The following is a 13,060-nucleotide window of genomic DNA, read 5'->3' on the forward strand; positions in this document are numbered from 1 at the left end:
CTCATCCCCCGGATTTCATGCTGCGCGGTCCGTGCGGATGATCGGCGTGCGGGTAGGGGTGATGATGATGTCCATGATCATGCCCATGCCCGTGACTATGGTCGTGGTCATGCGAATGGTCATGGTCATGGTCATGGCCGTGAGCGTGATCAATATCGTGCGCCTGACCATGGGCCGTATCCGCTTCCCCGGATCCGATCCCCTCCACGTGATGGTGGTGGCTCTCCTGCGCCAGTCCGACCTCGGCCTCGAAACCCAGCACCTGCGCGCGGTACTTGCACATGCCGCAGTTCATCAGGTTCCGGCCGTCCACGATCTCGTGCACCCGGTCCACGAAGGTGTCGATCACCCGCTCATGGTCGTTCAGGTACCCGGCCTTCACGAAGCAGATGTCCGGATGCTTCGCGGCCACTTCGTCGGTGTAGCTGTAGATCCGCTCCACCAGGATTCCGGTGAAGAGGAAATAGGGAAAGACGATGATGCGGCGATAGCCGAGGCGGGCTGCATGCTCCAGCGCGGGTGCGACCAGCGGGAAGGTGACTCCGGAATAGGCTGTCTCGCACCAGCCGAAGCCCATCCCCTCCCACAGCATCCGCGCGACCTTGGAGACATTGCTGTTGGCATCGGGGTCGGAGGAACCGCGCCCGACGACGACCAGCATGGTCTCATGCATCGGCAGTTCACCATGTTCCGCATTGGCTGCTGCCACGGCCTGCGACACCCGCTCGCCCGCGGCCTGCAGCATCTTCAGATCGACCGCCAGTTCACGGCCATAGTCGATCTGGCAGTCGTTCTGCGCGGCGTAGGTGTTCAGGACAGACGGAATGTCGTTCTTCGCGTGCCCGGCAGCGAAGAGCATGCCCGGCACGGCCAGGATACGTTTCACGCCCTGCGCCAGCAGATTGTCGAGACCGTCGCGAATGATCGGGCGGGCAAATTCCAGATAGCCGTAGTCCACCGGCAGGCCGGGAAAGCGGTCACGCAGCCGGGCCGACACCTGCGCGAACTCGGCAACGGCACGTTCATCACGACTGCCATGGCCACAGACCATGATGCCGGTTCCTTCGGGCAGGCGCGCAGCGTCATCGATGGACATCAGGCAGCTTCCTCAGCCGTCTGTTCGCCGCCTTCGGCCTCGGATTCGGCCTCCTGACCGTCGCGTTCGCCCCGCTTGCGCAGCTTTGCGGCAATGGCCGCGACCGCTGCGGCACCGACCACGGCGGCAACGCCGACCCAATGGCTGTGACCGGCCAGTTCGCCGACATGACCGACATGGGCCATTGCGCCGAAGGGCATGAAAAGGACGGAAATGGGTCCAAGGACAAGGCGCATCGGACTGCTCCTCCTTCGTTGCATTGCGACCGGATGGCAACGACGGGGGACATGCACCCAAGGGGTGCAATCCCTGACACTCCACCGGACAGTTCGGGCCTGGTCCCCGGTTTGGGTCGACCGCCACCGAAATCGTTTCAGCCCCTTCGCGGATTCGACTCCGGGGCGCTATCCATGGCCAGAACCTACGGCTCCGCGTGCTGCACTGCAATGCGAAAGGCGACATCCGATGTTTCAATCCTGCCCCGCGACAGACGCGTTTCGCATTGACCGGACGCGGTGCGCGTGGTGAACAGCGCCATGGCTCAAGCTGCTGAAACACGTGCCCACGGGGGCGATCTGGACCGGGCGGCGGCACGCTACGGCGGATCCCGCGCGCAATGGATCGACCTCTCGACCGGCATCAATCCCCATGCGTGGCCGCTGCAGCAGGCGTTGCAATCGATGCCCGGGTCAGTCTGGCAGACCCTGCCCGACCACCAGGCGCAGGACCGGCTGCTGGATGCAGCGCGTCGGGTCTATGGCCTGCATCCGTCGAACGGCATCGTCGCGGCACCCGGCACACAGGCGCTGATTCAACTGATGCCGCGGCTGGCCAGCGGCGATCGGGTTGCAGTGCGGCACCCCAGCTACAACGAGCATCGCGGCGTCTTTGCCGATGCAGGCTGGCAGGTCACGACAGCGCCCGACGTTGGGACCGTGGTCTGCGTGAACCCGAACAATCCGGACGGTCACCGGACCGCCAGCAGTGACCTGATTGACCTGGCAGTGCGCGTCGGCACCCTGATCGTGGACGAAGCCTTCATGGACATGACGGAGGACGACAGTCTCTGTCGCCTTCCCCTGCCCGCGAATGTCGTGGTGCTGCGGTCCTTCGGCAAGTTCTTCGGTCTGGCGGGACTGCGTCTTGGCTTCGCGGTTGGTGCGCCTGAAACAATGGAACGGATCAGCCGCCTGCTGGGACCATGGGCGGTGGCGGGGCCCACCCTGCACCTGGGGGCTGCTGCGCTGAACGATCACCGCTGGATCGCCGAGATGAAACAGACCCTGTCGCGCGAGACGTTGCGGCTGCGGGAAATGCTTGCCTCGGCGGGGCTGGACAGACTTTCCGGCACCGACCTGTTCCAGACAGCCGAAGCGCCTGACGCCGCTGCCCTGCATGAGACCCTCGCCCGGGCGCGGATCTGGACCCGGATATTCGATGACTGGCCGGGCCATATCCGTTTCGGCCTTCCGGCTTCCGACGCCGCATTCGGGCGACTGGAACAGGCCCTGTCACAGGGGGTGACATGATGGAATCGGAAGGGCTGCTGTTCCTGCTGGCCGGGGCGATGGTGCTCGACGCGCTGTTCGGGGAACCGGACTGGCTCTGGAAGCGGATGCCGCATCCTGTCGTGATCGCCGGCCGCACAATCGGCTGGCTGGACCGGCGCATGAACCTGATGGACGACAGCCAGGCGGAGCGGCGGCGGGCAGGCATCCTGGCCATGGTCATACTGGTGCTCGGCGCTGGCCTGCTCGGCACGCTGATCGAGAACCTGCCCTTCGGCGGGCTGCTGGCCATGCTCGGGGCCGCGATCCTGCTGGCGCAGCGGAGCCTGACGAACCACGTCATCGACGTCGCCGACGCCATGGAAGCGTCCTTGCCCGAAGCACGCGCCGCGGTCGCGCGTATCGTCGGTCGCGACCCGGAAAGCCTGGACGAGGCCGGTGTGGCGCGCGCCGCAATCGAATCGGCGGCGGAGAACTTCTCCGACGGTGTCGTCGCCCCCGCATTCTGGTTCGCCGTCGCGGGCCTGCCCGGGATCATGGTCTACAAGCTGGTGAACACGGCGGACTCGATGATCGGTCACCGCACCCCCCGGCATCAGGCCTTTGGCTGGGCCGCCGCGCGGCTCGACGACCTGATGAACCTGATCCCGGCTCGCCTGACGGCGCTGCTGTTTCTGGCCGTTGCCATGATGCCGGAGAAGGCCGGGACCGTCTGGCGCGACGCCCCGCGTCACCGCTCCCCCAACGCAGGCTGGCCGGAGGCGGCACTGGCCGCCGCACTGGGTCTCGCGCTCGCCGGCCCGCGCCGATATGGCAGCACGACCGTCGATGACCCATGGATGAACCCGGAAGGACGCAGGACCGCTGGCGCGGGTGACATCCGCCGCGCCGTCGGACATGTCTGGCGCGCCTTCTTCCTCGGCCTCGGGCTGGTGCTTGTCCTCGGCCTGCTGCTCTGAGCAGAATGCCGGTCAATCGGACAAGGGGAGACAGCAATGACCGAAGCGACCGTGCTCTGGGCCATGGATGGCGATGTCGCCACCATCACGCTCAACCGGCCAAAGGCGAAGAACAGCCTGCGCCCGGAGGATCTGGCGGAACTGGTGAACTGTCTGGAGGCCGTGGAGAACGCGGGCGCACGATGCATGATCATGCGCGGGGCGGGCGGCGCATTCAGCGCGGGGCGTGACATTGCGGGAGCCGATCCGGCCAGCGATGACAATGAGGCGCTGCTGCGCGACGTGATCCACCCGGTACTGCTGGCCGTGCGCGCGCTGGACATCCCGACCATCGCCCTGATCGAAGGGCCGTGCCTGGGTGTCGGCTTCGGCCTGGCCTTCGCCTGCGATATCCAGATGGCTGCGGACAATGCCGTGCTGGGCAGTCCGTTCCGCAACATCGGCTGCATCCTCGACTCCGGCGGCCACTACCACATGCAGCAGCGCATAGGCACCCACCGCACCTTCGAACTGATCTACACGGGCCGCCTGATTTCCGGGCAGGAAGCGGCTGACATGGGCCTGATCAACCACGCCTTCGCGCCCGACGCGCTGGAGGAAGAAGTCCTGAAGATGGCCCGCCACATCGCCACCGGACCGACAAAGGCCTTCGCCATCTCCAAGCGCATCCTGCGTGACGATCTCGACCTGGATGCGTCCCTGACCGAGGAAGCGCGCGGACAGGACGAAGCCTGCAAGGCCGCCGACGGGGTCGAAGGCTTCAAGGCATTTCAGGAGAAGCGGCGACCGGTCTTCAAGGGTGCCTGAGCAGCCTACTTCGTCTCATGGGCGGCCCGGTTGTAGGGGTCGTCCAGACGGACGATATCATCCTCGCCCAGGTAGCTGCCGGACTGGATCTCGATGACCTCCAGCGGCACCTTGCCGGGGTTGGCGAGCCGGTGCGCCATGCCGACGGCGATATAGGTCGACTGGTTCTCCGACAGCAGCAGGTTTTCCTCCCCGCGCGTCACCCGCGCGGTGCCGGACACGACCACCCAGTGCTCGGCGCGATGATGATGCAGTTGCAGTGAAAGCTCTGCCCCCGGATTGACCATCAGGCGCTTCACCTGGAACCGCGGCCCTTCGTCCAGGGTCTCGTAGAACCCCCATGGCCGGTAATGGCGCACGTGGGTCTCGTGCTCGGCCCGGCCTTCCTGCTGCAGCCGGTCGACCACGATCTTGACGTCCTGCGCCCGGTCGCGGTGCGCCACCAGCACGGCATCCGCCGTCTGCACGATGGCCAGGTTCTCCACGCCAATGGCGGCGACCATGGCGTTCTCGGTACGGACGTAGCTGTTGTGGACATCATGCAGGATGGTGTCGCCCAAGGTGACATTGCCGTTGGCGTCCGTCTGCCCCACGTCCCAGAGTGCCGACCACGACCCGATGTCCGACCAGCCGAAGTCGCAGGCGATGACCGCGGCGCGATCCGTCTTCTCCATCACCGCGATGTCGATGGATTCGGCCGGACAGGCGGCGAAGGCATCCGCGTCGATGCGCAGGAAATCAAGATCCGGCTCCGCCTTGTCGACCGCCGTCTTCACGGCCCCGAGTATGTCGGGGCGCAGGTTCTCCAGTTCTCCCAGCAGGATGTCGGCGCGCGCCACGAACATGCCGCTGTTCCATAGATACTCGCCGCTGGCGACATACTCCTTCGCCGTTGCCAGATCCGGCTTTTCCGCGAACCGCGCCACCTTGTGGGCGTCGCCGGAGAGATGTTCCCCCGCGCGGATGTAGCCATAGCCGGTATTGGGACCGTCGGGGCGCATGCCGAAGGTAACGATGTGGCCCTGATCGGCCAGCGCGATCGCCTCCGCCAGACGGGCGCGGAAGGTCTCGCGGTCCAGGATCACGTGATCGGCAGGCAGCAGCACGATGATCGCGTCCCTGTCCAGCCCGCCGCAGTAGTGCGCGGCGGCGGCGGCGGCGGGGGCCGTGTTGCGGCCCACGGGCTCCAGCATCACCGTCAGCGGCGCGCGGTCGATGGCGTGAAGCTGCTCGGCCACGATGAAGCGGTGGTCATTGTTGCAGATCACCATGGGGGCACGCAGGCTGCCGTCCTCCGGCAGGCGCAGCGCCGTTTCCTGCAGCATGGTCGCTTCACCGCCCAGTGCCAGAAGCTGCTTCGGATAGAGCTTGCGCGACAGGGGCCACAGCCGCGTGCCGGAACCGCCGGACAGCAGGACGGGAAAGATGCGCTGGTCTTCAGGGGCGGACATGATGGAGCCTCTTGCTGCTCTGGGTCAGGCGAAGGAAGGTCAGGGCGACACGCCGATCATTGGCGAACCGGCGACAGATTGACAAGCGCGACACCCATGACAACCAGTACCATCCCGACAATCGCGACAATGCCGAAAGTCTCGCCGAACAGGGGCCAGGCGATCAGGGCGGCGGAGGGCGGCACCAGGAAGAACAGGCTGGCGACCCGGGAGGCGGCACCCTGACGGATCAGCACCATCAGCAGCGTGATCGCCCCGAATGACAGGACGATGACCAGCCAGGCCAGCGCGATCATGAACTCCGGCGTCCAGTCCACCTCACGGGTCTCGAAGATGAAGGCCATGGTCGTGGTCATCAGGAAAGCCGCCCCGAACTGGATGGCATTGCCGGTCCTGAGGTCCATCGCGGTGCAGAACCGCTTCTGGTACAGCGTTCCCAGGGTGATGCCGAACAGGGCGACGATACAGAGGCCCATGCCGAACGGGGTGCCGAGACCCAGCCCCAGCTTCTGCTCCACCACCAGCCCCACGCCGGTGAGTCCCAGCAGGAACCCGGCCCACTGGCGGCGGGTAACCCGCTCCCCCAGCACAGGCCCGGCGAGAATGGCGGTCAGGATCGGCTGGATGCCGACGATCAGGGCCGAGGTTCCGGCCTCCACCCCGTCATGGATCGCCGCGAAGACGCCGCCGAGATAGAATCCGTGCAGCAGGATGCCCACCACCGCCAGATGCGCGATCTGCCGCCAGTCCCGGGGCCAGGCGGCACGAAACACCAGCGCGACCAGCGTCAGTCCGGCCGCAACAATGGCAAAGCGGATGGCGAGGAATGTCATCGGCTCCGCGTGCGGCAGGCCAAGCTTGCCGCCGATGAAACCGGTCGACCACAGGAACACGAACAGTGCCGGCATCAGCACGGTCGTGGCCAGTGTCGCGGTCGGTGTGTTGGGCGCGGAACTCATGCGTGCTGCATAGAGCAAGCCGCACCGTTTGGGAACGGGCTGGCAGGTATGACAGGGTGCTTCGGAACAGTGCCGACCCTTGGCAACCTACCGCAGCGGTTGCATCACCAGCGTACCGATCGCGCCGGGTTCGATATCCTCTGCCCGCAGTGACATGGGGATGTAGTCCACCTGCCGCCAGCGTTCGGCAAAGTCGTCGTAATGCGGCGACAGCAGATGCCCCGACTGCCCCGTGGAATGCATGTAGAGCGACGCATCCAGATTATCGAGATTGTAAAGCGCGCGCAGCGATGCCGCATGCCCCGTGGTCATCGGACCTTCCGGGCTGGTGGGCCGCCCATGCGCCACATTGACGGTGAAGGACCCGCCGCCGACGGGAACCGAGACATCAAACACCTGTTTCAGCGGATCGACGCGCCCGAACGGATTGTGCGGGCTGATCGCCCGGTGAATGTCGCCCCAGCGCCAGTCTGCCCGGTCGCTGCCGTGCCGCATCTCCAGCCCGGCCATGGCCAGGTCCAGCGCGCGCATGGTGATCAGGGTACAGCTCTCCACCCCCTCCGTCGCCACGTCATCACACCAGCGGCTGGCCCCGTTGCGGTCGGTCAGCACGTTGTGAACGAAGGTCGGGCGGAAACCGAAGACCTGGTCGATCTGCTCCCCGGTCTCATCGACGATCAGCTGGCGCACCAGTTCCAGATACCAGGCGACGAAGATCGTCGGCTCCGTCCTGTCGGCATCCATGTCGCCGTCCCAGAGCTTCAGGTCCGCCACGACGGTCCGCAGATCCTCCCGCTCCGGCGCGATCGCCGTCATCAGGGGTTTCATCTGGCGCACGAACAGTGACACCTGGTCAGCCTGGATCGACTTGAAGCTCTCGATCGAATGGATCGACCGTGCTTCCAGAAGGTCGGTGATCCGCTGCGCCCGATAGGGGGCCGCCCACTCGTTGGTGATGAACCAGGGATAATCGTCACCGACGATGCGGTTGTTGGCCGTGATGACATAACCCTTCGCCGGATTGAAGGTCTGCGGCAGGGCGTCATAGGGGATGTAGCCGACACGCACCGCTTCCGGCTCCCACCCCTTCACCGGCAGCATGCCCTGCCAGTCGGACTGGTCCACGCGTACCGGCACCTTGCCCGCCGCGATGAAGCCGATGTTTCCGGCCACATCGGCATAGACCATGTTCTGCTGGGCACCGGTGAAGTCGCGCATGGCCTCCCGGAAATCGCGCCAGTTGCGGGCCGTGTGGGTGTTCAGACCCGCCCGGACCGAGAATTCATCGTCATCCAGGACATGCCAGCGGAACGCCACGACATGACCGTCCGGTGCGATGCCCGAAAGCCGCTCCGTCACGTCAGACATCACCGGGCCGTGCCGTGTCTTGCGCACGGTGATGGGCACATCGTCTCCGCCGCTGACACGGATGACTTCCTGCACCGTCTCGAACGTGGCCCAGCCGTCTTCCGTCCGGTACTGCGTCGGGTCGTCGGGGTTGACCTGCTCTATGTAGAGGTCCTGCGTATCCGGGAAGGTATTGGTGAACCCCCACGCGATATGGCGGTTGCGTCCCAGCACCACGAAGGGAACGCCGGGCAGGGTGGCGCCGATGGTGGCGTCAGTGCCGTCATCCATGGCCGCGAAGTACCAGATGGCGGGTGTCTGCAGGCCCAGATGCGGGTCATTGGCCAGCAGCGGCTTGCCGGTGGCACTGCGGCTGCCACTGACCACCCAGTTGTTCGACCCCGTGCCCGGACCTTGCGGGAACGGGTCCAGCTTCGCCAGGTCCGACCAGAAGTCGGCGGGCATGGCACTGGCCAGACTGCGGATGGCGGTCGGACCATCGGACGGATAGTCGGGCCAGAGGTCACGGATCTGTTCCGGGCTCAGACGGGTGGCGAGCGCCGCGCGCCGTGCCTCGTTGGCCCAGTTGCCACTCAGGTTCCAGGCCATCATCTTCAGCCAGACCAGCGTGTCGGCAGGCCGCCATGGTTCCGGTTCGATGCCGGTGATCAGGAACTCCGGGGGCAGCAGCCCGTCCCGGTTCTGCAGGAACGCGTTGATGCCCGCGACATAGGCGTCAAGCAGGGCGCGGGTTTCGGTGTCCAGCCGTTCCACCGTCCGCTCCGCCACCCGGTAGACGCCAAGCGTCCGCAGGAACACATCGGTGGAAACCGTGGATTCCCCGGCGATCTCGGAAAGCCGCCCCTGCCCGATGCGCCGCTGCATCTCCATCTGCCAGAGCCGGTCCTGCGCATGCACGTAACCCAGCGCGAACAGGCTGTCGGCGCGGTTCTGGGAACGGATATGCGGCACGGCAAAACGGTCGCGCACGATGCGTACCGTGTTCTCCAGTCCGCGCAGGGCGACGGTGCCCTGATACTCGGGCAGCGACATGCGACCGGCTATGAAGACACCCACCACGGCGATGGCCAGCGTCAGCACGATGGTGAACAGCAGTCGCCAGAGCCACTTCATTTGAATTACCGCCGCAGGATTCCCGAATCGCTCATAGTCCCGAGCATGGCCCCTTTGCCGTGCACGTCAACCGCACAGCCTGCGATTCGCAGGCCTTCCGGTCCCCCGCCGCGCAGTGTAGGAATGGGGCAAAGGGAACATCGGGCAGGGGTATCGCACCATGGCACAGAAAGCAGCATTCATCGGTCTCGGCGTCATGGGCTTTCCCATGGCCGGATACCTGCAGCAGAAGGGGTATGAGACAACCGTCTACAACCGCACCGCGGCGAAGGCGGACGAGTGGGTGGGCAAGTATGGCGGCAACAGTGCCCGGACGCCGAGACAGGCGGCCGAAGGCGCGGATTTCGTCATGGTCTGTGTCGGCAATGACGACGACCTGCGCAGTGTGGTGCTGGGTGACGATGGCGCCCTGGCGGGCATGAAGGCCGGTGCCGTTCTGGTTGACCACACCACCGCCTCCGCCGACGTGGCGCGGGAGATCGCGGCACATGCGGCGGACAAGGGTGTCGGCTTCGTCGATGGCCCGGTCTCCGGCGGCCAGGCCGGGGCGGAGAATGGTGTGCTGACCGTCATGTGCGGCGGCTCGCAGAAGGATTTCGACACCGCGAAGCCCGCGATCATGTCCTATGCCCGCGCCTGTGAACTGCTGGGAGAGGCCGGCAGCGGCCAGATCGCCAAGATGGTCAACCAGATCTGCATCGCCGGTCTGGTCCAGGGCCTGTCGGAGGCCCTGCATTTCGCCCAGTCCGCCGGACTGGACGGGCGCAAGGTGGTGGACACCATCTCCAAGGGTGCGGCGCAGTCCTGGCAGATGGAAAACCGCTACGAGACCATGCTGGACGACCAGTTCGAGTTCGGTTTCGCCGTCGACTGGATGCGCAAGGACCTGGGCATCTGCCTCGAACAGGCGAAGCGCATGGGTATCAGCCTGCCGGTCACGGCTGTCGTCGATCAGTTCTACGGCGATGTGCAGGCCATGGGCGGTGGCCGCTGGGACACCTCCAGCCTGATCCGGCGCCTGCGCCAACTGAAGAAGAGCTATGACTGAAGAGGCCCCATGTCTGACGAAGTAGATCAGGACAACATCACGGCCCGGTCGATGCGCGCGGCGGAGGATGCGGCGCGCAACCGGCGAAAGTCAGGGCGCATGAGTCCCCTGCTCTGGGCCGTGATCCTTGTCGCCGCCGTCACGCTGTATACCTTGTTGCTTGCCTGACCTCGCCACGCGGAAGAACCCGAAGACCACAATGCCTGCCGGAGATCCTGTTTCATGAGTGATGCGCCCCGCGCCCTGCCCCGTGCCCTGCCGAGTTCCATCGACGAGACCGCGACCCTGCTGTCGGAGGCGGATTACGTCGCAGACCGCAGTCTCGCCACCGTTTCCTTCCTCTCCATGCGCATGGGACGGCCCATCTTCCTGGAGGGAGAGGCCGGTGTCGGCAAGACCGAGCTGGCGAAGGTGCTGTCGACCACGCTGGGCCGACCGCTGGTCCGGCTGCAGTGCTACGAGGGGCTGGACGTTGCCTCCGCCGTCTACGAATGGAACTACGCCCGCCAGATGCTGGAGATCAGGCTTGCGGAAGCGGCGGGCGAGACGGATCGCGAACGCCTCTCGAAGGGCATCTTCACGGAGGAATTCCTGATCCGGCGGCCGCTGCTGCAGGCCCTGGACGGGAAGCCGGGTGCGGCACCGGTGTTGCTGATCGACGAACTGGACCGCACGGACGAACCGTTCGAGGCCTATCTGCTGGAAGTCCTGTCCGACTTCCAGATCTCGATCCCGGAGATCGGCACCATCAAGGCGCCCGAGCCGCCGCTGGTGGTCATCACATCGAACCGGACCCGCGAGATCCATGACGCGCTGAAGCGCCGCTGTCTCTATCACTGGGTGGATTACCCGGATGCGGCGCGGGAACTGGAGATCCTGCGGCGCAAGGCCCCCGAAGCGCCGGAGCAGCTGACCCAGCAGATCGTCGGTTTCATCCAGGAACTGCGCAAGCAGGACCTGTTCAAGCAGCCGGGCGTGGCGGAGACCATCGACTGGACCCGGGCGCTGACCGAACTGGACGTCATTGTCCTGGACCCGGACACCATCAACAACACGCTGGGCGTGATCCTGAAATATCAGGACGACATCGTGAAGATGCAGGGCAGCGAGGCGTCGCGCATCCTGCAGCAGGTGCGGGCGGAGGCGGTGGCAGGCTGATGTTCGGCTCGGCACCGGTTCCCCCGGCGGACGGCGAGGCTGCGGCCGACGGGCCGAAGGGCGGCCGGCTGCCGGAGAACATCATGCATTTTGCCCGCGCGCTGCGGGTTGCCGGGCTGCCGGTCGGCCCCGGCAAGACACTGGACGCGATCCGCGCGGTGGAGACCGCCGGGCTGCGTCATCGCAAGGACTTCTACTGGACCCTGCATTCGGTCTTCGTGAACCGCCGCGACCAGAAGGAACTGTTCGACCAGGCGTTTCACATCTTCTGGCGCGATCCGCAGCTGCTCGAGAAGATGATGTCGCTGCTGCTGCCGGAGGTCCGCCCCGACATCGACGGATCGGAGGAGGCGGAGCGCAAGAAGACCATGCGCCGGATCGCCGAGGCACTGGCACCGCAGTCGCGCCAGGAACCACCCGACAGCGGCGAGCAGGAAATCGAGATCGACGCGACCCTGACCGTCTCCGACGAGGAACGGCTGCAGACCCGCGATTTCGAGGACATGACCAATACGGAAATGGAGGAGGCGCGGCGTGCCATGGCACGGATGCGCCTGCCCCTGATGAACGTGAAGACGCGACGGTTCCAGCCGAAGCCGAACGGTCGCCGGGTCGACATGCGCCGCAGCTTCCGCGCCATCATGAAGTCCGGCGGGGATGCCATGCCGCTGGAGCATCGGGCGCGGGTCGAACGTCATCCGCCGCTGGTGGTGCTGTGCGACATTTCCGGGTCCATGGAACGCTACAGCCGCATGATGCTGCATTTCATGCACGCCATGACCAGCGACCGCGACCGGGTGCACAGCTTCCTGTTCGGCACCCGGCTTTCCAACATCACCCGCCACCTGCGCCACCGCGACATCGACGTGGCGCTGGAGCGGATCGGCGCACAGGTACAGGACTGGTCCGGCGGCACCCGCATCGGCGCGACGCTGGAGGAGTTCAACCGATTCTGGTCGCGGCGGGTGCTGGGCCAGGGGGCGGTGGTGCTGATGATCACCGACGGGCTGGACCGGGACGCCGGGGACGGGCTGGAACTGGAGATGGAACGGCTGCACAAGTCGTGTCGGCGGCTGATCTGGCTGAACCCGCTGTTGCGGTTCGAGGGGTTCGAGCCGAAGGCACGCGGCATCCGCGCGATCCTGCCGCATGTTGACGATTTCCGCCCGGTCCACAATCTGGAGAGTCTGTCACAACTTGCCGAAGCACTGGGCGACATGGGACCGCGTCGTCTGGAAGCTGCCCGCACCTGGTCTGGAGAACTGGCATGAGCACCGAAACACGCGACATCCTGCAGAGCGCCGCTGACTGGCAGGCAGCCGGTCGCAAGGTCGCGCTGGCGACCGTGGTCTCCACCTGGGGCTCCGCCCCGCGACCGGCGGGCAGCCAGCTTGCGATCGCGGAGAACGGCGACTTCGTCGGCTCCGTCTCCGGCGGCTGCGTCGAGGGCGCGGTCGTGGCCGAAGCGCTGGAGATCATGCGCAGCGGCACCCCGAAACAGCTCGACTTCGGCGTCAGCAATGACGAGGCCTGGGAAGTCGGACTGGCCTGTGGCGGCAAGATCTCCGTCTTCGTCGAACGGCTGGAATAGAC

At 65.9% G+C, this 13,060-nt stretch carries 13 protein-coding genes; 8 read left to right on the plus strand and 5 right to left on the minus strand.

What is annotated here, in order from left to right; all coding sequences use genetic code 11:
* Position 1: 1 nt before the first annotated feature.
* Complete coding sequence (locus QGV55_RS14145) at positions 2 to 1,096, minus strand: sirohydrochlorin chelatase (protein WP_281016142.1); 1,095 nt, start codon at positions 1,094 to 1,096, stop codon at positions 2 to 4.
* Positions 1,096 to 1,332 carry a DUF6732 family protein gene (locus QGV55_RS14150; RefSeq protein ID WP_281016141.1) on the minus strand — a complete coding sequence of 79 codons (237 nt, stop codon included), beginning with the start codon at positions 1,330 to 1,332 and terminating at the stop codon, positions 1,096 to 1,098. Before QGV55_RS14150 ends, QGV55_RS14145 begins: the two co-directional genes overlap by 1 nt.
* A 300-nt stretch (positions 1,333 to 1,632) precedes the next feature.
* Between QGV55_RS14150 and cobD the strand changes: the two genes are divergently transcribed.
* The 3 genes from cobD to QGV55_RS14165 are packed head-to-tail and all read left to right on the plus strand — an operon-like array spanning position 1,633 to position 4,370.
* Positions 1,633 to 2,625: a threonine-phosphate decarboxylase CobD gene (gene cobD / locus QGV55_RS14155; protein ID WP_281016140.1), complete on the plus strand. Its 993-nt coding sequence runs from the start codon at positions 1,633 to 1,635 to the stop codon at positions 2,623 to 2,625.
* A complete protein-coding gene (gene cbiB, locus QGV55_RS14160; protein ID WP_281016139.1) occupies positions 2,622 to 3,563 on the plus strand; it encodes an adenosylcobinamide-phosphate synthase CbiB in 942 nt (313 codons plus the stop codon). Before cobD ends, cbiB begins: the two co-directional genes overlap by 4 nt.
* Before the next feature lie 36 nt (positions 3,564 to 3,599).
* Entirely contained in the window at positions 3,600 to 4,370 is a 771-nt protein-coding gene (locus QGV55_RS14165) for an enoyl-CoA hydratase-related protein (RefSeq protein ID WP_281016138.1), read from the plus strand.
* 5 nt (positions 4,371 to 4,375) lie between these two features.
* On the opposite strand, the gene QGV55_RS14170 is transcribed toward QGV55_RS14165, so the two are convergent.
* From QGV55_RS14170 to QGV55_RS14180, 3 genes are all read right to left on the minus strand, one after another.
* Positions 4,376 to 5,821, minus strand: coding sequence for a mannose-1-phosphate guanylyltransferase/mannose-6-phosphate isomerase (locus tag QGV55_RS14170; RefSeq protein ID WP_281016137.1), 1,446 nt, complete (start codon positions 5,819 to 5,821; stop codon positions 4,376 to 4,378).
* Positions 5,822 to 5,877: 56 nt separating this feature from the next.
* Entirely contained in the window at positions 5,878 to 6,780 is a 903-nt protein-coding gene (locus QGV55_RS14175; RefSeq protein WP_281019969.1) for a DMT family transporter, read from the minus strand.
* Between the two features lie 87 nt (positions 6,781 to 6,867).
* A complete protein-coding gene (locus tag QGV55_RS14180) occupies positions 6,868 to 9,261 on the minus strand; it encodes a penicillin acylase family protein (RefSeq protein WP_281016135.1) in 2,394 nt (797 codons plus the stop codon).
* A gap of 139 nt (positions 9,262 to 9,400) precedes the next feature.
* On the opposite strand from QGV55_RS14180, the gene QGV55_RS14185 reads away from it, so the two are divergent.
* From QGV55_RS14185 to QGV55_RS14205, 5 genes are read left to right on the plus strand one after another with little or no spacing between them, the layout of a single operon-like run.
* On the plus strand, positions 9,401 to 10,309 hold the full coding sequence (locus QGV55_RS14185) for an NAD(P)-dependent oxidoreductase (RefSeq protein ID WP_348637693.1): 909 nt from the start codon (positions 9,401 to 9,403) through the stop codon (positions 10,307 to 10,309).
* A gap of 9 nt (positions 10,310 to 10,318) precedes the next feature.
* A complete protein-coding gene (locus QGV55_RS14190; protein ID WP_281016133.1) occupies positions 10,319 to 10,477 on the plus strand; it encodes a hypothetical protein in 159 nt (52 codons plus the stop codon).
* A 54-nt stretch (positions 10,478 to 10,531) separates the two neighbouring features.
* Positions 10,532 to 11,467 carry a MoxR family ATPase gene (locus QGV55_RS14195; protein ID WP_281016132.1) on the plus strand — a complete coding sequence of 312 codons (936 nt, stop codon included), beginning with the start codon at positions 10,532 to 10,534 and terminating at the stop codon, positions 11,465 to 11,467.
* Positions 11,467 to 12,738: a VWA domain-containing protein gene (locus QGV55_RS14200; RefSeq protein ID WP_281016131.1), complete on the plus strand. Its 1,272-nt coding sequence runs from the start codon at positions 11,467 to 11,469 to the stop codon at positions 12,736 to 12,738. Before QGV55_RS14195 ends, QGV55_RS14200 begins: the two co-directional genes overlap by 1 nt.
* Positions 12,735 to 13,058 (plus strand): XdhC family protein, encoded by a 324-nt coding sequence (locus tag QGV55_RS14205; protein ID WP_281016130.1) that lies wholly within the window; start codon positions 12,735 to 12,737, stop codon positions 13,056 to 13,058. Before QGV55_RS14200 ends, QGV55_RS14205 begins: the two co-directional genes overlap by 4 nt.
* Positions 13,059 to 13,060 lie beyond the last annotated feature (2 nt).

This window comes from Minwuia sp. IMCC3009 (genome assembly GCF_029909415.1).
Lineage (GTDB): Bacteria > Pseudomonadota > Alphaproteobacteria > Minwuiales > Minwuiaceae > Minwuia.